Source organism: Nocardia arseniciresistens, assembly GCF_046764875.1.
GTDB lineage: Bacteria > Actinomycetota > Actinomycetes > Mycobacteriales > Mycobacteriaceae > Nocardia > Nocardia arseniciresistens.
The window spans coordinates 14,605-34,264 of the sequence record NZ_JBKORD010000019.1 but is presented as its reverse complement, the minus strand read 5'-3'; the positions used below and the strand labels follow the sequence as shown (position 1 = coordinate 34,264).

The following is a 19,660-nucleotide window of genomic DNA, read 5'->3' as shown; positions in this document are numbered from 1 at the left end:
AACAAGTCGTTAGACTTCGGATGTGGTCCTCTTCTTCGAGATTCTGCTGGTGGCCGTGGCCGTGTTGATCGGCTGGTTCGGCCTGTACGTCTTCTACCGGCTGTTCACCGAATCATGAGTGAACTCGCGAGCGAAGGTTCCGATCCGGCCGAGCGAGCGAGTGAACACATGAACGGCGCCGCTCCGACCGGGCCGTCTCGCCGTAGCGGCGATCAAGCCGTGGCCGATGCTGTCGAACGCGCGAAAGCAACTGGTGCGCGCAACATTCCGATCCTGCCGGATCTACCGTTGCCTGAAGACACCGCTAACCTGCGCCTCGGCCCGGATCTGAGTTCCTCGATGCTCGCGCTGCTGCCGATGGTCGGTGTGTGGCGCGGCGAGGGCGAGGGCAACTCCCCTGAGCGCGGCGACTACCGCTTCGGTCAGCAGATCATCGTCTCCCACGACGGCGGCGACTACCTGGCCTGGGACTCCCGCTCCTGGTTCATCGAGACCGACGGTTCCTACGGTGGCCCTGACCTGCGCGAGAGCGGCTTCTGGCGCGTCGGCATCGACGGCGACGACGAGGTCATCGAATTATTGCTGACCCACAGCACCGGCATCGTCGAACTCTTCTACGGCACCGCGCTGACCCAGTCCTCCTGGGAACTGGCCACCGACGTAGTCATCCGCAGTCAGTCCGGCATCGTCGTCGGCGGCGCCAAGCGGCTCTACGGCATCGTCGAGGGTGGCGACCTGGCCTACGTCGAGGAACGCGTGGTAGCCGACGGCCCACTCGAGCCCCGGCTCTCCGCCCGCCTCCAGCGCTACATCGGATAGTCGACAGCACGACAACGCCCCGCACCTCGAATCACCAAGAGGGCGGGGCGATCTGCTGTTCCGGGCTACCGCAGTTCTCAAAAGTCGTGCGGGTCGCACCTGACCAATAGCTCATCGGCGACCGTCTCCACGGCCAATCGGAAACCGCTCACCTCGAGAACGGCTCCGCGAAGTCGCTCATCGTGCAAACGCGACTCGACGACGGCCGCGACCTGGCCTCCCACCAGCTGCGAATACGGGTAGTCCGAGCCGACATCGAACGCGGTGTACTTTCCGGAATCCGCGACGTACTCGATGTATTCGGGCTCGGTCACGCCCGCGAACGGGTCGCGCCACGCAGTCGATCCGACGCGTAGTTCCTCACCGTCGCTGCCTGCGTCGAATAGCAAGACCGTGCCTTCGTCGAACGTCAACTCGATCGGCCCTTCCGAACGGTCGACATCCACGCCATGCACAAAGAACACGCGCCTAACCGCCGTGATACGACGACCAACCGCCGCAGCAAGACCTTCCGAAGCCACGCAGGCACCCCTTCATAGAACCGACCGGTGAACTGTATCGTTCCAGCCCACCGTCGCGACGCGCCTTGGCGGCCCCACAAAAGGAACGACCCCCGAGCTTTCCCTGTGGATGCAACTCACAACAGGGCCCGGTCGGACTGGACCGGGAGCTCGGGGGCCGGGTGACTGCGTTGGATTCGCTAGCGCTCGCGCGGGAATCCTGCAGCGGTGGCGCTAGCGCGCAGCCACCTCACGTGTCCTGGAAAAATACATTTCTCGAACCACCTCCTTCCTTGTGTAAGAACGAATTTAGCGAGGTGTCAGCGAGTCGGCAACGGAATTTCTCGGTGGGCGAAAACCGCGGGGCCCGGTGTCGCGAAAATGGTTCTGACCTGGCCTGATGCGTCGACCTGGATGATCACGTCGGCGTGCTGGTCACGCGGGAGTTGATGTGTGACAACGATCACAGTTCGATCAGGGTCGACGAGACCGCTTTCGACGTCGAGAAGATCGCGCAGCAACCGGGCGCCCGCTTCGGCCTCGAGATGCTCGGTCGGCTCGTCGAGCAGCAGCACTCGGGCGGGCGCGACCAGGGCCCGGGCGAGCAGAATACGGCGGCGTTGGCCACCGGATACCGCGGCGGCACCGCCGATCAGCTCGGTGTGCAGACCCTCATGCAGGGAGTCCAGCCAGTCGCCGAGGCCTACCGCGCGCAGCGCCTGTTCGGCTTCCGCCGGTGTCAGATCGCCGCGGGCGACGCGGAGGTTCTCCAGGACGGAGGTTCCGAAGAGGTGCGCGTCCTCCGGGAAGAAGGTGACGCCGGGGTGCGGTGTGCCGAAGAGTCCGGCCCAGAACATGAGCAGGGTGGTCTTGCCCGCGCCACTCGGCCCTACGACGGCGATACGGCGGCCATCGGGGCGGTCCGGCAGATTGCCCGGCGGCAGTGCTGTGACGTGGCGCGCGGCACCGCCCTCGGCGAGGGCCAACCGGTGCAGAGCGGCACGAGCTGTGGTCAGCGCTTGCGCGGCAGCGGGCAGCGGGCCCACCGATTCGAAGGCCGAAAGTGGCAGCAGCACAAGGATGGTGAGTGCCATCGGGGTCATCCCGCCCGGCCCGCCACCGCTCGGCCCATAGATCGCGATCCCCACCAGCAGTGCGCCGAGCACGCTCGCACCGATCGAGAGCGGCGTCGCCGCGGCCGCCCACGCGCTGCGTGAGGCAGCCGAATCCTCCGCTGCCACCGCTCGCTGCCCCGCGGTGTTCGCGTCCGCGAGCGCCGCATCCAGACGGCCCGCGACGCGCAGCTCGGCCGCGTGGTCCAGCACCGTGACCGCCTGCGCGGTGAACTCGGCCCGATCGGCCCGCACAGCCGTCTCGGCCTCGTGTGCGGCCGATGCCGACAACCATGGGGCGATGATCCCCGAAACTGCCAGTGCGGCAGCCAGAATCACTGCCGCAACCACCGAAATCGTGGCGAGCAGACCGATCGCCGCCGCCGACAAGATCACCGCGACCGCGATCGGGACGAGGACGCGCACAACCACGGCACCGAGATCGTCTATGTCGCCGCCGATTCGAACCAGCAGATCGCCTCGGCGTAGCTGCGCGGCGCCATCGGACCCAATCTCGACCCCACCGGCAGGTTTGCCGGGCTCTCCGGCGACCGCGCCATCCGCGCCGGTGTCGGCCTGCTCGTGCGAACGTCCGGCCCGGCGCATCCAGACATCCGAACGCGCGAACGTCCGGTAGACGGTCGTCCGCGCCGTCGTCATCGCACGCAACGCGACATCATGCGTCGCAAGACGTTCCAAGTACCTGCACAGCCCACGCGAAATACCGAGCGCACGCACCGACACCACCGCGACGCTGAGGTCGAGCACCGGCGGCATCCCCCAGGCCCGTGCGATCAACCACGCCGCGAGCGCCGCCAGCCCGAGGCCACTGCCCAGCGCCGACGTGCCCCACCCGATCGCCACCGCGACCCGCCACGGCGACAACGCGAGCAGCCGCCACATCCGCCGAACATCTCCGAGCACACCCACTTTCCTTGTCGGGCTCATCGGGGCACCAGCCCGACGCGATCGCCTGCTGTAGCGCGGACTCGAACGATGTGGTCGGCGGCGGCGAGGACCGCCGGACGGTGACCGATGACGACAACGGTCGCCCCGGCACGTGCGCGTTGTTTCAACGCTGCCAATACGGCGGCTTCGCTGGCATGGTCGAGGTGGGCGGTCGGTTCGTCGAGCAGGAGCACCTGGCGATCGGCGGCGAGGACTCTGGTGAGCGCGAGGCGCTGGCGCTGTCCGAGCGAGAGGCCGACGCCGCCCGCTCCGACCAGGGTGTCCCAGCCGTGTGGTAGCTCGGCGAGGGTGGCATCGAATCCGGTCGCGATGCAAGCTTCTTCGAGGTCATCACTGAGCCGGGCCGCATCGTCGGCGCCGGCGCCGGGTGCACGAGCGCCGAGCAGTTCGAGGTTCTCGCGCAGCGTTCCTGGTACCAGCACCGGGCGTTGCGGCAGCCAGGCCACCCGCGACCACCAGCCGTCCTCATCGAGTTCGCGCACATCGGTTCCATCGACGGCAACCGATCCCCCATCCGGCGCGATCAACCCCAGAATCGCTTGCAGTGCGGTCGTTTTCCCACACCCATTGGGACCGGCCAGCACCGTGACCGCATTGCGGCGCAGTACCGCCGAGAGCCCGGCGGGCGCGAACCCGTCCCTGGCGCGCACCGTGAGATCGCGTATCTCGATGACGCCCGCGAAATCCCCGATCCCGCCCTGGGAAACGCGAGGGCATTCGATCCTGCGATCGGTTTCGGCACCGCCGCCGCTTTCGGTCGTGCCGTTCCCCGGTGCCGGTAGGTCACCACCGCCGCCATCATCCGTACCCGCCGCCACCTGCTCCGCAGCCGGCCGAGGCGACCCCGATTCCGGCTCCAGCACGGCAAAAGCCTTGTCGGCTGCCGCCATTCCGTCCTGTGCGGCGTGGAATCGCTCGCCGACGGTGCGCAGCGGCAGGTAGACCTCCGGGGCCAGGATCAGCGCTACCAGACCGGCGTAGAGGCTCATGTCCCCGTACACGAGCCGCAGACCGATCGACACCGCGATCAACGCGACGCTCAGGGTCGCGAGCATCTCCAACACCATCGACGACAGAAACGCGATCCGCAGTGCCCGCATGGTGCGCTGCCGCAGGGCATCACCGAGATCACGCACCCGATGTTCCATCGAGCCCCGCTGGATTCGATCGTCGGACTCTGCGGTGCCGAGCTCACGACCGAGCGCTCGTAACGTCGGCATACCGGCGAACAGGTCCAGCAGTTGATCCGACAGCCGCGTTGTCGCCGCGAGGGTGGCCTCCGCGCGGCCCTGGGTCAGCAGGCCGATGAGGATCATGAAGACCGGAATGAGCGGCAGGGTGATCACGGCGATGGCGCCGGAGATCGGGTCGTGGACGGCGATGACGACCAGCACGATCGGTGGTACCAGACAGGCGAGCAATAGCGCGGGCAGGTAGCCGATGAGGTAGCCGCGCAGGCCGGTGAGGCCGGTGCTGACGATGACGGCGAGTTCGGTTCTGCGGGTTTCGAGTTCGCGAGGGGGCATGCGGGCGCCCGCGGCAAGAACCGCGGTCTCCAGCTCGGTCACCACGGTGGCGCCCGCGCGATGCGCCAGCCGCGATTGCACCCAGGTGGCCACCACTCGGCCGAGGACCGCGCAGGCAACAACGACAAGCTCGGTCGTCCACGCGCCGAGAGTGCGCCTGCCGGGGTCGGTGACAACCCCGGCGAGTACCCGCGCCAACGCCACCGCTGTGATGACAATGGCGGCCGTAATCACCAGTGACAGCGCCACACTCAGCGCCAGATAGCGACGAGCCGAACGTGCGTGCCGCCATAGACGTGGATCGACGGGCGGACGAGCCATGATCAGTCCTTGTTCGAATCCTGCGGGAGCGCCGATTCCAGTGGGAGACCGGCATGCGGTGGGATGTGGTCGACCGTGATGCGCTTGCGGAACACCCAGTACGTCCAGCCCTGGTAGACCAGCACGACCGGGGTGACGACCACCGCGGCCCAGCTCATCACCTTCAGCGTGTACGGAGTCGACGACGCATTGTCGATGGTGAGGTCGAACAGGTCACTGATGGTGGAGGGCAACACATTCGGGTACAACGACCCGAACAGCAGCACGGTCGCCGCCGCGACGGTGAGCGTGGTGCCGGTGAAGGCGAAGCCGTCCCGATCGGCAAACGAGGCCGCGCCCGCGAGGACGAGTCCGATCACCACGAGCACCAACGGAATCCAGGTCCAGTCGGTGCCATAGGCGAGCTGGGTCCACACACCGAAGCCACCGACGATCAGCGCCGTCGGTACCAGCAACAACCGCACCGTCCGCACCGCGTCGGCACGCACCTCGCCGCCGGTCTTCAGCGCGAGGAAGACCGCACCGTGCAGCGCGAACAAAAACCCGGTCGTGAGTCCACCGAGCAGTGCGTAGGGCCCGAGCAGATCCCAGACCGAACCGGTGATCTGCTTCTTCTCGTTCAGCGGAACTCCGCGCACCACATTGGCGAACACCCAGCCCCAAGCCAAAGCCGGTACCCAGGAACCGATTCCGATCGCGACATCGCACCAGGACCGCCAGCGCGGGTCATTGATCTTGCTCCGGTATTCGATGGCGCAAACCCGCACGATCAACGCGACAAGCACAAGCAGCAGCGCGAGGTAGAAGCCGGAGAACAGACTCGCGTACCACTCGGGGAAGGCCGCGAACATCGCGCCGCCCGCCGTCAGCAGCCAGACCTCGTTGCCGTCCCATACCGGGCCGATGGTGTTGAGCACCACCCGCCTTCGCGTATCGCTGCCCTTGCCGAGAATCGGCATCAGCATGCCGACACCGAAGTCGAAACCCTCCAGCACGAAGTAGCCGGTGAACAAAACGCCGATCAGCAAAAACCAGAACTGTTGCAGATTCATCATCGGCTCCTAATATGCGAACGAAAGCTGTTCGACAGCAGGCTCTTCGGCACGGTGCCGGCCGTCGGGGCGGCCGTCGTCGTCCGGCCCATCACCGGGCGGGCGGAGAGTCGGCTGCTCGGGTCCGGCGATCACGTACCGGCGCATCAGGTAGAACCACACCACCGCAAGCGCACCGTAGAGCAGCGTGAAGACCACCAGCGAGGTGATCACCGTGCCCGCGACATGGTCGGAGACGCCCTGCTGCACCATCAGCCGCAGTCGCGGGTCACCGGTCGGATTCGGCGCGACAACCCAAGGCTGGCGGCCCATCTCGGTGAACACCCATCCGGAGGCGTTGGCCAGGAACGGCGTCGGGATGGCGATCAGGCACAGCCACGAGTACCACCGCTGATCCGCGGCGCGGCCACCTCGGGTCAGCCACATGCCGACCAGCCAGAGCAGGATCGCGCCCGCGGACAGGCCGATCATGAGACGGAACGACCAGTAGGTGACGAACAGGTTGGGCCGGTAGTCGCCGGGCCCATACTTCTCGTTGTAGGCCTTTTGCAGGTCGACCACACCGTCGAGGGTGACGTCACTGAACTTGCCCTCGGACAGGTACGGCAGCACATACGGCACCTCGAGCACGTGCGTGACGCTGTCGCAGTTGTTGTGCGTGCCCACCGTGAGAATCGAGAAGTCCGGATCGGTTGCGGTGTGGCACAACGACTCCGCCGATGCCATCTTCATCGGCTGCTGCTCGAACATCAGCTTGCCCTGGATGTCACCGGTGAAGAAGATCGCGATGCCGGACACCACGATCACCCACATGCCCGCGCGGCTCGCCGAGCGCCACATCCCCCGCGCCTCGGCGATTTTCGTCTCATCGCCGCTACGCGCGTTTCGAACCATCCACCAGCCGGAAATACCCACGACGAATGTGCCCGCCGTGAGGAAGGCCCCAGCGACGACGTGCGGGAAGGCCGCGAGCGTCGTGTTGTTGGTCAGCACCGCCCAGATGCTGGTGAGCTCGGCCCGTCCGCGCTCCGCGTTGTATACGGCGCCGACCGGGTGCTGCATGAACGAGTTGGCCGCGACGATGAAGAACGCGGAGGCGTTCACGCCGATCGCGACCAGCCAAATGGTCGCAAGGTGCAGCTTCTTGGGCAACCGCGTCCAGCCGAAGATCCACAGCCCGAGGAAGGTCGATTCCAGGAAGAACGCGACCAGCGCCTCCAGCGCGAGCGGGGCGCCGAACACGTCGCCGACGAAACGGGAGTATTCGCTCCAGTTCATCCCGAACTGGAATTCCTGCACGATGCCGGTGGCGACACCAAGCGCGAAGTTGATCAGGAACAGCTTCCCGAAGAACTTCGTCAGCCGATACCAATGCTCCTTGCCCGTCACCACCCATGCCGTCTGCATTCCGGCGACGAGCGGCGCGAGTCCGATCGTCAGCGGGACGAAAATAAAGTGATAGACGGTGGTGATGCCGAACTGCCAGCGTGAGATATCCAAGACGCTCATTCGACCTCCAGCCGATCTACGACATATCGTAGTAAAGGCTACGTCAGAGGCTTGAACGATCAAGGGGTCTTACGCCGCGACACACCGAGTTTTCGGCCTCGGATGGCTCATTTCCCAAGCTCGCGAGCGACTCCTACGTGTTGTAGTAGGACGAAGATCACGGGAAGCTGTCCCACTTCGTTCACCAATCTCCGATTGCCCCCGGCCGCCCAACGCCCCGATTGACCAGGTCGATGATGTCGTCGGCATTGTCCGGCGCCATCATGCGCAAGCCGTCGAGCGAGTTGACCCGAGCGGCCAGCGTGATGCTCGAAAGCATCCAGATGCTGTCGCAGGTGAGCAGGTCGGCGGTGAACAGCGACTTGTACTCGCACTTCCAGCCCGACTTCTCGGCCTCGGCGAACAGTGCCCGTTGGGTGACGCCGGGCAGGACCCCGTTCTTCGCCGGTGGCGTGATCAACTGCTTGTCGCGCACGATCACCACTGACGAACGCGGACCCTCCAGCACACGATTCTCGGTGCTGGTGAAGATCACGTCGTCCGCGCCCATCCGGTGCGCGAACCGCAGCGCCGCCATGTTGGAGGCATACGACAGCGTCTTCGCGCCGAGCAACTGCCACGGCGCGGCCTGCGCCAGATCCACCGAGATGCCGCGCGAGAGCGTCACCACCGAGACACCGTCGGTCCTGGCCTGCTGCACCCGCTCTGGCACCGGAAGTACCAGCACATAGGAGGTCGGCACCGGCACCGCCGCCGCGAGGTCACCGGAGGTGACCGAGGACTTCGCACCCGATAGTTCGGTGTCGCGCCCGCGCGTGCACACCAGCCGCATCACGCCCTCGCGTTCGGTGCCCCATTCCTTCGCTGCGCGCTCGATGGCCTCGCGCCACCGCCCCAATTCGGGCTCGGGCAGGTCCAGCGCCTGCGCCGAACGGCGTAGCCGACCTAGATGAAACTCGATCGCACAAGGATTGCCGGACCGCACCAGCACCGTCTCGAAGACACCGTCACCGCGAAGCACGCCGATATCATCGGCAAATAACAACGGCGCGTCCGCATCCCGGACCGCGCCGTCGAGTGTTACCAGAACTCGATCTACCATGCGAGGAAGACTAAGCCCTGTTCGCTGGCCGTGCCTATGTCACGGCAATGTTCGCGGACCCTTTTGTGGTGGTACCCGACCGACCGTGACTCATGGGCCGAGGTTGCCTGTGTAACTCCCCGATCCGACACCCGCCGATGGCCCGACTACGGCACGTGCGTCGAGACCCGCCTAGAGTGGTTAGCGTGTCCGTGGTCGTTGTACCCAGCCCCATCCTTGTTGTCCCGGGCGCCGTCGCGGGAGTACCCGGTTCGCCGGATGCCGCCGTCGCATGGCACTACGGTGATCCGTTCGGGGAGCAACGCGCAGCCGTGCAACGAGTGGCGATCATCGATCGGTCGCACCGATTCGTGCTGAGCATTACCGGCGCGGACCGGCTGACTTGGCTGCACACCATCAGCAGCCAGCACATCGCGAACCTGGGCGACCGGAAGTCGGCCGAGAATCTCGATCTCGATCTCAACGGCCGAGTGCTGCACCACTTCGTGCTCACCGATCTGGACGGCACGCTGTGGATCGACACCGAGGCCGACCGCGGACCAGCGCTGCTCGAGTTCCTGAAAAAGATGGTCTTCTGGGCCGATGCCAAGCCGGAAGAGGCCACCGATTACGCGGTGCTGAGCCTGCTCGGCCCGCAGGTCGCCGCGCTGACCGAGACGCTGGGTCTGACCGAGCCGCTGCCGGGCACCTACGACGCGGTGCCGCTGCCCGGCGGCGGTTTCCTGCGCAGGATGCCCTGGCCCACCGCCGATTCCTTCGACCTGCTGATGCCGCGTGACCAGCTCGCCGACCTGTGGACCAGGCTGACCACCGCGGGCGCCGAACCCGCCGGAATGTGGACCTTCGAGGCACTGCGTGTCGCGGCTCTGCGGCCGCGCGTCGGCCTGGACACCGATGAGCGAACCATCCCGCACGAGGCGCACTGGATCGGCGAGATCAGCGAGAACGGCGCGGTTCACCTGAACAAGGGCTGCTATCGCGGGCAGGAAACGGTGGCCAGGGTGCACAACCTCGGCAAACCACCGCGCCGCCTGGTGTTGCTTCACCTCGACGGCTCCGCCGACAATCGCCCCGAGATCGGCGACGATGTCATCGCGGGCGGCCGGGCGGTCGGCCGCATCGGCACCATCATCGACCACTACGAACTCGGTCCGATCGCCCTTGCCCTCGTCAAACGAACCATCCCGGCGGACACCGCGCTGACGGCCGGACCGAGTGCGGCCGCGATCGACCCGGATTCGATACCGGCCGACGACGCACCACAAGCGGGCAGGCTCGCGGTCGACCGCCTGCGCGGACGCTGACATGCACTCCGAAGACACCGGCCGCGTGCTCGCGGTCTGCGTGGTGCACGCCGAGGTCGAAGTGCCAGGGCGAGTCGGCAAGACCGCGATCGACAAGCGGCCGATGCCCGATCGAGTGGCCGTAGCCGCACTCGGCCTCGACGGAGACCATGTGTGCGACACCAAGAATCACGGCGGCCCCCACCAGGCCGTCTACGCCTACGCCGACGCGGACGCCCAACGCTGGGCAGCCGAGCTCGATCGCGAATTACCGGCCGGCTGGTTCGGTGAGAACCTGCGTATCTCCGGAATCGCGGTCAGCGACGCCGTGCTCGGCGCCCGCTGGTCGATCGGCGACACGTTGCTGGAGGTGAGCGCGCCTCGGGTGCCGTGCGCCACCTTCCAGCATTGGGCCGACGAGGACCGATGGGTCAAGCGCTTCACTCTGCGCAGCGATACCGGCAGCTATCTGCGCGTACTGACCGAGGGCACGATCGGCGCAGGCGACGAGGTGACGGTGGTGCATGTCCCCGAGCACGGCGTCACCGTTCGTGACCTGTTCACCGGCACCGACCTCGACAAACTCGAACTGCTGCTGCGCGAGGAACCGTCGATATCCGACGATGTCAGGATGCAGATCGAGCGGCACACGCGCCGACATGCGAATGCGCAACGCGCAGAGCAACAGCGGGCCGATGATCTCGCGACGGGAATGCAACGATGAGTGCTCGCATAATCCCCCCAGCGTCTTATCCACCCAGCGTCCATCGGAACAGGGGAAGCAGCGTGAGTCAGCGCACCAAGCGAACCATCGACCCGGCGTCCGCGGCGGCACCGAGCATCAGTGCGGTGAAGTCGTGAGCGTTGAACTCGTCGAGGTCGTCCGTTCCGGTTTCCGCGAATGCGTGCATCGCGGCTCTGCGGTGATCCTCGCCACCGATGGCGAGCCGTCCCTCGCACTCGGCGAGGTGCACGTGCCGATCTTCCCGCGCTCGACCAATAAACCGATGCAGGCGATCACCCTGCTGCGCAACGGCTTCGAGCCGCTCGACGACGCGGAGCTTGCCATCGCCACGGCCTCGCATTACGGCGAGCAGGACCATGTCGCGCTGGTGCGCAGGCTGCTCGACCGGTTCGGGTTCAACGAGAAGGCCCTTGAATGTCCGCCCGACCTGCCTTCGGACGAACGCGCGCGGGCCGCGGCTCTCGCCGGTTCCGTCGAGCCGAGCCCGGTCTACATGAACTGCTCCGGCAAGCACGCCGCGATGCTCGCCACCTGTGCCATCAACGGCTGGCCGACCGAGGGCTACCTCGACAAGGCGCACCCGTTGCAGCAGTCGGTGATCGCCACCATCACCGACCTCACCGGAGAACCTGAGACCGATCTCGGTATCGACGGCTGTGGGCTGCCGATCGTCCCGGTCTCGCTCGTCAATCTGGCCCGCGCGTTCGCCATTATGGCGACCGCCGACCCCGAAGCGCCCGAGCGGCGCGTCGCCGACGCGATTCGCGCGCATCCGCGAGTGATTTCCGGCACGAAAGCGCCCGATTTATTGACTATGCAGGCGACTCCCGGGCTGGTCTGCAAAATCGGGGCAGACGGCGTGCACGCCGGCGCCCTCCCGGACGGAACGGCCTTCGCGTACAAGATCGATGACGGCCATGATCGGGCTCGAATCCCCCTGACGCTGGCTATTTTGCACCGAATGGGCATCGATTGGACGGACGCGCATACCGAGCTCGCGGCCCCCGCGGTACTGGGCGGCAGCGCGAGAGTCGGCGTCATTCGGACCATCCCCGGGGTGCTGTAGGCACCGCCGCCGAGGGCGACAACCGAGCAAACGGCACCACTCCAGGACTTCTTCACCCACTCCTGGAAGCGAGAGTGCCTGACACACGCTAAAGTGTCTGTCAGGAAGATATCAATTCGAACGGGGCCGCCAAACCACCCCAGGCCGCCCCGCAGTGACGCGAGGGGGTCAGCCATGGGCCGTGGCCGGGCTAAGGCAAAGCAGACCAAGGTTGCACGTGAGCTCAAGTACAGCTCTCCGTCGACCGACTTCACTAGCCTTCAGCGTGAGTTGGGGGGAAGCACCAGTGCTCCCCACACCGCGCAGCGCAGTGATGTGATCTCCGACGAGCACGACGTCGACGAGTCGCGACCCCCGTGGGACGGCGACGATAACTACGACGACTGGCGCCGCTGACACACGCCGACGTACGAGGGGGAGGTCCTGACCTCCCCCGCTTTCATGCGTCGATTGACCTGTCGGCGGACGCAAACATCTAGGCCTGCAACACAACCTGCATACGAAACAGAGTCCCGCATCTTCCGATGCGGGACTCTGTTGTCGGTTCGGCCGTCTGTCCGCGACCGCGCCTGTCAGAACCTGGGGTGCTCGCCGACCAGGATCGCACGCAACGCGTCCGCGTCCTTGGCCTTCTTGACGGTGCCGAGAGTCCAGCATTCGATGTGCCGCGCGGTCAGCACGGCAAGCGCCCGATCGACGTCCTCCGGTGCGACGACGGCAACCATGCCGACGCCCATGTTGAAGGTCTTCTCCATCTCGACCCGCTCGACCCGGCCGCGCTGGGCGATCATCTTGAAGACCGGAGCGGGGCTCCAGGTGCCACGATCGAGTTCCGCGACCAGACCAACAGGCAGCACCCTGCCCAGGTTGGCGGCCAGTCCGCCGCCGGTGACGTGTGAGAACGTGCGAACATCGGTTTCCGCGATCAGCGCGAGGCAGTCCTTGGCGTAGATCTTGGTCGGCTCGAGCAGTTCCTCGCCGAGCGTGCGGCCGAACTCCTCGACGTGCCCGGTCAGCGACATCCTGTCGATATCGAGCAGCACCTTGCGGGCGAGGCTGTAGCCGTTGGAGTGCAGACCCGACGCACCCATCGCGATCACCACGTCGCCAGGACGGACCCGGTCGGGGCCGAGCACCGCGTCGGCCTCGACGACGCCGACACCGGTCGCGGACAGGTCGTAGTCATCGGGATCCATCAGGCCGGGATGCTCGGCGGTCTCGCCGCCGAGCAGCGCGCAGCCCGCCTGTACACAGCCCTCGGCGATGCCGGATACCAGTTCGGCGACCCGCTCCGGCACGACCTTGCCGACGGCGATGTAGTCCTGCAGGAACAGCGGCTCGGCGCCACACACCACCAGATCGTCGACGACCATGGCGACCAGGTCGAGGCCGACGGTGTCGTGCTTGTCCATAGCCTGCGCGACGGCGAGCTTGGTGCCGACACCGTCGGTCGAGGCGGCGAGCAGCGGCTCGCGGTAGCCACCTTTCAGCGCGAACAGTCCGGCGAATCCGCCGAGGCCACCCTGGACTTCGGGACGGCTGGCCTTCTTCGCCAATGGTCCGAACAACTCGACGGCGCGATCACCGGCCGCGATGTCCACGCCGGCCGCGGCGTAGGAGGCACCGGCGCCACTAGGTGTCTGTTCAGTCATTTTCGGGGAAAGCTCCAAACCGAATCGGCGGATAGATGCCTGATCACGCTACCGGAGCCGGATAACGAGCCGGTGTGCACGGTCATGTTCATCAACCGAGCTCGGTCTTGAACAGGCCGGCGGCCTCGGCCCTTCGACGGCGCTGTTCCACCGGATCGGGGACCGGCACCGCGGCGACCAAACGCTGCGTGTACTCCTGCTGCGGGTTCCGCAGAATCTGATCCCGATCACCCTGTTCGACGACGGCGCCATCGCGCAGCACCACGATCCGATCTGCCAGCTGGTCGACAACGGCGAGGTCGTGGCTGATGAACAGGCAGGCCCACCCACATTCGCGTTGCAGCTGCCCGAACAGCTCGAGTACCGCGGCCTGCACCGAGACGTCGAGCGCACTGGTCGGCTCGTCGGCGACCAGCAACTCGGGGTCGAGTGCGAGCGCCCTTGCCAAACTCGCACGCTGCCGCTGGCCGCCGGACAGCTCGTGCGGATATCGGCGGTCGGTCCCCGCAGGCAGTTGCACGTCGTCGAGCAGGTGACGTACCCGCTCGCGAATATATTTCGCGTTGCCCATCTTGTGCACGATCAGCGGCTCGGCGACACAGTCGCCGACGGTGAGCCGCGGATTGAGCGAGCTGGCCGGGTCCTGGAAGATGAAGCCGAAGCGGCACCGGATCGGGCGCAGCTGCCGTTGCGAGAGTTTGGCGATGTCCTGCCCACGGACCCGGACCACCCCCGACGTCGGGCGCTGCAATGCGGCGACGCAGCGGCCGATGGTCGACTTGCCCGAGCCGGATTCGCCGACGAGACCGAGTGTCTCGCCTGGTCCGATGGACAGGCTCACGTCGTCGACCGCACGGAACGGCGGTCTGCCGAACGGACCCGGGAACTGGACAACCAGCTCCGACACCTCGAGCACCTGGTCGCCCGCGATGATCACATCCTTCGGGGGGCCGTGCTCGAGCTGCTCGGTGCCCAGATGCGGAACCGCCGCGAGCAGCGCACGGGTGTAGTCCGCGCGCGGATTCGCGAAGAGCTCATCCACGGAAGCTTCCTCGACCACCCTTCCCTCACGCATCACCACGACCCGGTCGGCGAGGTCGGCGACCACACCCATGTTGTGGGTGATCAACACGATGGCGCTGCCGATGCGATCGCGCAGATCGCGAAGCAACTCCAGGATTTCGGCCTGCACGGTGACATCGAGCGCGGTTGTCGGCTCGTCGGCGATGATCACCTTCGGCTCGCAGGCGATGGCGATCGCGATCACCACACGCTGCTTCTGCCCGCCCGAGAGTTGATGCGGGTAGAAGTCGACCCGATGCTCGGGGTCCGGCAGACCGACCAGCCGAAGCAGTTCCACCGCACGCGCTTTGGCCGCCTTGCGGCGCATGTCGCTGTGCGCCCGCAGCGCCTCGCAGATCTGGAAGCCGACGGTGAACAACGGATCCAGCGCGAGGCCGGGCTCTTGGAACACCATCGAGATCGCGCCACCGCGCACCGCGGTGAGCTGCTTCTCGCTCATGGAGGTGATGGCGTCCGCGCCGAGGGTGACAAGCCCGCGTACCCGCGCGGTGCCGGGCAGCAACCCCATCGCCGTGCGGGAACTCACCGACTTACCGGAGCCCGACTCCCCCACGATCGCCAGAACCTCGCCGGGAAACACCTCATAGGACACATCGCTGACGGCATATACCGGGCCCGCGTCGGTGGCGAAGGTGACCGACAGCGATTCGATCGACAACGCCGGTCGACGATCGCCGACCACAGCTGGCTCACGCTCACTCATCGGTCTTTTCCTTCCGCGCCGCGGCGTCTGCTGCGGTGTCGCCATCGGCATCCTTTTCACCTGCGGCACTGGCCGTTTCACCTTCATCTGCCTTATCGGGCGGCACCCCGCCGCTACTGACAGCAGTGCCTTCTTCCACTGTGGCAGTGGACTTCTCGATACCACCCGATGCCGGCACGGCAGCACTATCGTCCAGTGAAACCGCAACGGCACGGCGGGTCCGCAGCAGTGGGTTGAGTGCCTCGTTGAGGCTCTCGCCGACCAGCGTCATGCCGAGCACCACCAAGACGATTGCGGTACCTGGGTAGATGCTGGTCCACCAGATGCCGTTGGAGACATCGTTGAGTGCCTTGTTCAGGTCGTAGCCCCATTCGGCGGCCTGGGTCGGCTCGATACCGAAACCAAGGAAGCCAAGTGCCGCCAAGGTCAAGATGGCTTCGGCACCGTTGAGGGTGATGATCACCGGCAAGGACTGGGTGACGTTGGCGAGGATGTGCCGGAACAGAATTCGCGTGGTGGAGGCGCCGGTGACCCGTGCGGCATCCACATACGGTTCGTTCTTCACCGCGACGGTGGCATTGCGGACCACCCGAAAATATTGCGGCACATAGACCGCCGTGATCGCTACCGCGGCCGAGAGCACACCGCCGAAGCTGCTCGACTGGCCGCCCGCCACCACGATCGACACCACGATCGCGAGCAGCAGCGGCGGGAACGCGTAGATGGCGTCCATGAACAGCACGAGTACCCGGTCCACCCAGCGGCCGACGTATCCGGACACCAGACCGAGCGGCACGCCGACCAGCAGCGACAACACCAGCGAGATCGCGATCGTGTAGAGCGCGGTGCGCGCACCGTAGATCACCCGGGAGAACACGTCCTCGCTGCGGACCGACGTGCCGAACCAGTGCTGTCCCGACGGTGGTTGCTGCGCGACGAAAGCGACTCCGTCGGAAGAGTTCTGGGCGAGGCCGTACGGTGCTATCAAGGGCGCGAAGATCGCCGTCAGCACGAACAGCGCGACCAGGCCGAGACCGATGATCAGGGTCACCCGTTGCAAACCGGCGGTCATCGTCAATAGTCGCACCCCTGGCAACCGCCTGCGTCCATCGGACGGAACCGGTGGCACGATCAGCGGCTCGTTGGCCAATTCCGGTGCGGTCATCAGAACCTCACCCTCGGGTCGATCAGCGCGACAACGACATCCACCAGGAAACTCATTGTCGCGACGGCGAGCGCGACGAAGGCGACAATGCCCTGCACCGCGATGAAGTCACGTTGATGCAGATATTCCGCGAGCTGATAGCCGAGCCCCTTCCACTCGAAGGTCGTCTCGGTGAGCACCGCACCGCCGAGCATCATCGCGATGTACATGCCCATCACCGTGACGATGGGAATCATCGCGTTGCGCACGGCATGTCGGCCGGTCACCACCCGCGCGGACAGCCCGCGGGCCCGCGCGGCGTCCACGTACTCGCTGCGCAGTGTCTGGATCAGATTGATGCGCACCAACCGCAGGAAAACGCCCGCGGTCAGCAGGCCGAGCGCAATCGCTGGCAGCACAGCATGTTTCAGTACATCGACGAGATAGCTTCCGTCGCCGTAGAGGATCGCGTCGATCACCATGATGTTGGTCTTCGGCGAAACATGCTGCAGCTCCAACTCCACCGGCGTGCTGGCCCGGCCCGCGACAGGCAACCAGTCCAATTTCACCGCGAAGATCAACTTGAGCACCATGCCGACGAAGAACACCGGCGCCGCATAGGCCAGGATCGCGAACATGCGCAACCCGGCGTCCGCGGTCGAATCACGATGTGTCGCCGCATATCTGCCAAGCGGAACGCCGACAGCGAAAGCGACGAGCAGCGCCCAGAACATCAGCTCCAGCGTCGCGGCGCCGTAGGTCGTCACGACTTCACTGATCTGCCGATTGTCCTGGGAATGACCGAAATCCCCGTGCAACAACCCTCGGATGTACTCCCAGTACTGGGTCAGGATCGGCCGGTTCAACCCGGCCGCTTCCTTGCGCACTTCGATCTGTTCCTGGGTCAGGCGCCCGCCCATCGCCGCACTGATCGGATCACCGATCACCCGCATCAGGAAGAACACGACCGTCACCAGAATCCACGCGGTCGGCAGGATGAGCAGCAGCCGAACACCCAAGTACCGCAACAGCGCAAGCTGACGAGAATCCCCGCCACCCCCCTTGACGCGGCGCGGCAGCCCGAAGCGCCGGGCCCGAGGTGTTTCCTCGAGCCCGGCTGCACCAGAGGTCACTTGCTCAGGACCGTGTAGCGGAACTTGAACGAGGCGTCGAGTGTCTGCGGCACCCCCGCAACCTTCGGATTCGATACCGCGATCTGCTTGCCAGACAACAGCGGAAGCGTCGGGAGGTAGTTCTGCGCGAGGTCACGCTGGACGGCCTTGATCAGCTCGAGCCGCTTGTCCTTGTCCGGCTCGGTCACCTCAGCGGTCAGCTGTGCGGTGATCTTCGGGTCCTCGAAATGCGACTGCAGGAAGTTGTTCGGCGCGAAGAACGGAGTGAGGTAGTCGTCTGCGTCCGGGTAGTCCGGGAACCAGCCGAACTGGTAGAGCGGGTAGCTGTCACGCGCACGTTCTTTCTGGTAGGTCACCCATTCGGTGGATTGCAGGTTGACCTTGAACAGCCCGGATGCCTCGAGCTGCGACTTGATCGCCGCGTATTCCTCGGAGCTGCTGGAGCCGTAGTGATCCGGGTTGTACTGCAGGTTGAGCTCGACCGGTGCCGCGATGCCCGCATCGGCGAGGAACTTGGCGGCCGCGTCCTTGTTGGGCTTCGCACCGTAGAGATCTTTGAGCGGCTCGGAAGCGCCGGGCATGCCCTGCACCACATAGCCGTACGCGGGCGTATAGGTGTTCTTATAGACACCCTCCGCCAGCGCGGGACGGTCGATGGTGGACGCGACGGCCTTGCGCACCGCGAGCTTCTGCTCCGGCGTGCCGCCCGGCATGGTGTTCATGTTGAACACGATGTACCGCAGCTCACCGCCTGGGCCGTCGTCCACCTTGACCTTGTCGTTGCCGCGCAGCGATTCGATATCGGTCGGCGTGAAGGACCGGTAGCCGACATCGAGCGCGCCGTTCTGGAGGTCGAGCTTCATATTGTCGGAGGTGGCGTAGTACTTGGTGGACACCGTCGAGGTCTTCGGGGTGCCGAGAATGCCCTTGTAGTCCGGGAATGCCTTGTACTCGACGAGCTTGTTCTTGTCGTAGCTCGCGATGGTGTACGGCCCGGAGTAGCCCTTGGCCTTCACCACGTCCTCATCGGTCAACACCCTGTCGGCGGGATAGACCGTCTCGTCCACGATCGGTCCCGCCTGGGTCGGCAGGATCGCGGGGAAGGTCTGGTCGTTGGCAACCTTCAGGGTGAACGCCACGGTCAGGTCGTCGACGATGTCGGTCTTGTCCAGATTGCCGATCAGCGAGGCGGGACCATTGGGGTCGTTGATCTTGATCATCCGGTCGAAGGAGAACTTGACGCTCTTGGCAGTCAACGGATTCCCATTGGCGAATTTCAGCCCGGACTTCAGCTTGCATGTGTACACGGTCGGCGTGCTGAACTCGCACTTCTCCGCCGCATCCGGCTTCGGCGTGGCATCGCCCGGTGCGAAGTTCAGCAGATACGAATAGATCTGGGTTTCGACAAGTAGCGATCCGTTGTCGTATGCGGCAGCGGGATCCAACGAGAAGATCTTGTCCGTGGTGCCTGCGACCAGACCGCCACCGTCACCTCCTTCCCCGGTCCGACCGGAACCGCAGCCCGCGAGTCCGGCAGCCAACAGCGCTAACGCGCCGATGGCCGCGACAGCTCGGGTCCGCCTTCGTTCTCCAGGCGTCCTTGCAACCAACATCAGGGCCCCACTTCTCGAGCGCCGCACCGCGTTCTCCTGGATCACAGGCACCGGTACGGACACGGTGAACTTCCGATATATCCGGGACCGTACCCACGATCCATTTCCGACAGGTTGCGTTTTCAAAGAAAAAATTGCCGGGGCGTCAACGGCCGTTGCATATGGCGCAAAGGCCGCCGTGTTTCGTCGGACAAATGACCAGGTTCACGTGGAAACAGCAGTGGTGATGTCTCGAGGATGCCAGGACACGGGGATAGACAGCAGAAAGCCGCTACCCAGCCGTGCGGAAGCTAAACCAACGCAACTGACCCGTCCGGTGAACGGGCTC

15 protein-coding genes and 1 pseudogene are annotated in these 19,660 nt (G+C 65.6%); 5 read left to right on the top strand and 11 right to left on the bottom strand.

The window, feature by feature from the left end:
• Window positions 1-114: 114 nt before the first annotated feature.
• Window positions 115-819: a heme-binding beta-barrel domain-containing protein gene (locus ACLMAJ_RS30590; RefSeq protein ID WP_412017328.1), complete on the top strand. Its 705-nt coding sequence runs from the start codon at window positions 115-117 to the stop codon at window positions 817-819.
• A gap of 77 nt (window positions 820-896) precedes the next feature.
• Here ACLMAJ_RS30590 and ACLMAJ_RS30585 read toward each other — a convergent pair whose 3' ends face one another.
• The 6 genes from ACLMAJ_RS30585 to ACLMAJ_RS30560 form a co-directional block, all read right to left on the bottom strand.
• Entirely contained in the window at window positions 897-1,283 is a 387-nt protein-coding gene (locus tag ACLMAJ_RS30585) for a hypothetical protein (RefSeq protein WP_412017327.1), read from the bottom strand.
• A gap of 356 nt (window positions 1,284-1,639) precedes the next feature.
• Complete coding sequence (locus ACLMAJ_RS30580) at window positions 1,640-3,379, bottom strand: ATP-binding cassette domain-containing protein (RefSeq protein WP_412017326.1); 1,740 nt, start codon at window positions 3,377-3,379, stop codon at window positions 1,640-1,642.
• Window positions 3,376-5,247 (bottom strand): thiol reductant ABC exporter subunit CydD, encoded by a 1,872-nt coding sequence (gene cydD, locus ACLMAJ_RS30575; protein WP_412017325.1) that lies wholly within the window; start codon window positions 5,245-5,247, stop codon window positions 3,376-3,378. The genes ACLMAJ_RS30580 and cydD overlap by 4 nt, the downstream gene beginning before the upstream one ends.
• Window positions 5,248-5,249: 2 nt before the next feature.
• Window positions 5,250-6,299, bottom strand: coding sequence for a cytochrome d ubiquinol oxidase subunit II (gene cydB, locus ACLMAJ_RS30570; RefSeq protein WP_412017324.1), 1,050 nt, complete (start codon window positions 6,297-6,299; stop codon window positions 5,250-5,252).
• Between the two features lie 9 nt (window positions 6,300-6,308).
• Window positions 6,309-7,808, bottom strand: coding sequence for a cytochrome ubiquinol oxidase subunit I (locus tag ACLMAJ_RS30565; RefSeq protein ID WP_412017323.1), 1,500 nt, complete (start codon window positions 7,806-7,808; stop codon window positions 6,309-6,311).
• A 181-nt stretch (window positions 7,809-7,989) separates the two neighbouring features.
• The gene (locus ACLMAJ_RS30560) at window positions 7,990-8,910 is read right to left on the bottom strand and encodes an aminodeoxychorismate lyase (RefSeq protein WP_412017322.1); all 921 of its coding nucleotides are present in this window, start codon (window positions 8,908-8,910) and stop codon (window positions 7,990-7,992) included.
• 137 nt (window positions 8,911-9,047) lie between these two features.
• Here ACLMAJ_RS30560 and ygfZ point away from each other — a divergent pair, with 137 nt between their 5' ends.
• The 4 genes from ygfZ (at window position 9,048) to ACLMAJ_RS30540 (ending at window position 12,400) form a co-directional block, all read left to right on the top strand.
• Entirely contained in the window at window positions 9,048-10,214 is a 1,167-nt protein-coding gene (gene ygfZ / locus ACLMAJ_RS30555) for a CAF17-like 4Fe-4S cluster assembly/insertion protein YgfZ (RefSeq protein WP_412017321.1), read from the top strand.
• 1 nt (window position 10,215) lies between these two features.
• Entirely contained in the window at window positions 10,216-10,917 is a 702-nt protein-coding gene (locus ACLMAJ_RS30550) for an MOSC domain-containing protein (protein WP_412017320.1), read from the top strand.
• Window positions 10,918-11,050: 133 nt separating this feature from the next.
• Window positions 11,051-12,004 (top strand): asparaginase, encoded by a 954-nt coding sequence (locus tag ACLMAJ_RS30545; protein WP_412017319.1) that lies wholly within the window; start codon window positions 11,051-11,053, stop codon window positions 12,002-12,004.
• 174 nt (window positions 12,005-12,178) lie between these two features.
• A complete protein-coding gene (locus tag ACLMAJ_RS30540) occupies window positions 12,179-12,400 on the top strand; it encodes a DUF3073 domain-containing protein (RefSeq protein WP_412017318.1) in 222 nt (73 codons plus the stop codon).
• Window positions 12,401-12,576: 176 nt separating this feature from the next.
• Here ACLMAJ_RS30540 and purM read toward each other — a convergent pair whose 3' ends face one another.
• From purM to ACLMAJ_RS30515, 5 genes and pseudogenes are all read right to left on the bottom strand, one after another.
• Window positions 12,577-13,656, bottom strand: a complete 1,080-nt coding sequence (purM, locus tag ACLMAJ_RS30535) for a phosphoribosylformylglycinamidine cyclo-ligase (RefSeq protein ID WP_412017317.1) — start codon at window positions 13,654-13,656, stop codon at window positions 12,577-12,579.
• A gap of 91 nt (window positions 13,657-13,747) precedes the next feature.
• A complete protein-coding gene (locus tag ACLMAJ_RS30530) occupies window positions 13,748-15,442 on the bottom strand; it encodes an ABC transporter ATP-binding protein (protein ID WP_412017316.1) in 1,695 nt (564 codons plus the stop codon).
• A 211-nt stretch (window positions 15,443-15,653) separates the two neighbouring features.
• Window positions 15,654-16,514 (bottom strand): annotated as a pseudogene (locus tag ACLMAJ_RS30525) (ABC transporter permease); the annotation flags it as partial.
• 92 nt (window positions 16,515-16,606) lie between these two features.
• Window positions 16,607-17,617 carry an ABC transporter permease gene (locus ACLMAJ_RS30520; RefSeq protein ID WP_412017481.1) on the bottom strand — a complete coding sequence of 337 codons (1,011 nt, stop codon included), beginning with the start codon at window positions 17,615-17,617 and terminating at the stop codon, window positions 16,607-16,609.
• 98 nt (window positions 17,618-17,715) lie between these two features.
• Window positions 17,716-19,332 (bottom strand): ABC transporter substrate-binding protein, encoded by a 1,617-nt coding sequence (locus ACLMAJ_RS30515; RefSeq protein WP_412017315.1) that lies wholly within the window; start codon window positions 19,330-19,332, stop codon window positions 17,716-17,718.
• Window positions 19,333-19,660: the final 328 nt, after the last annotated feature.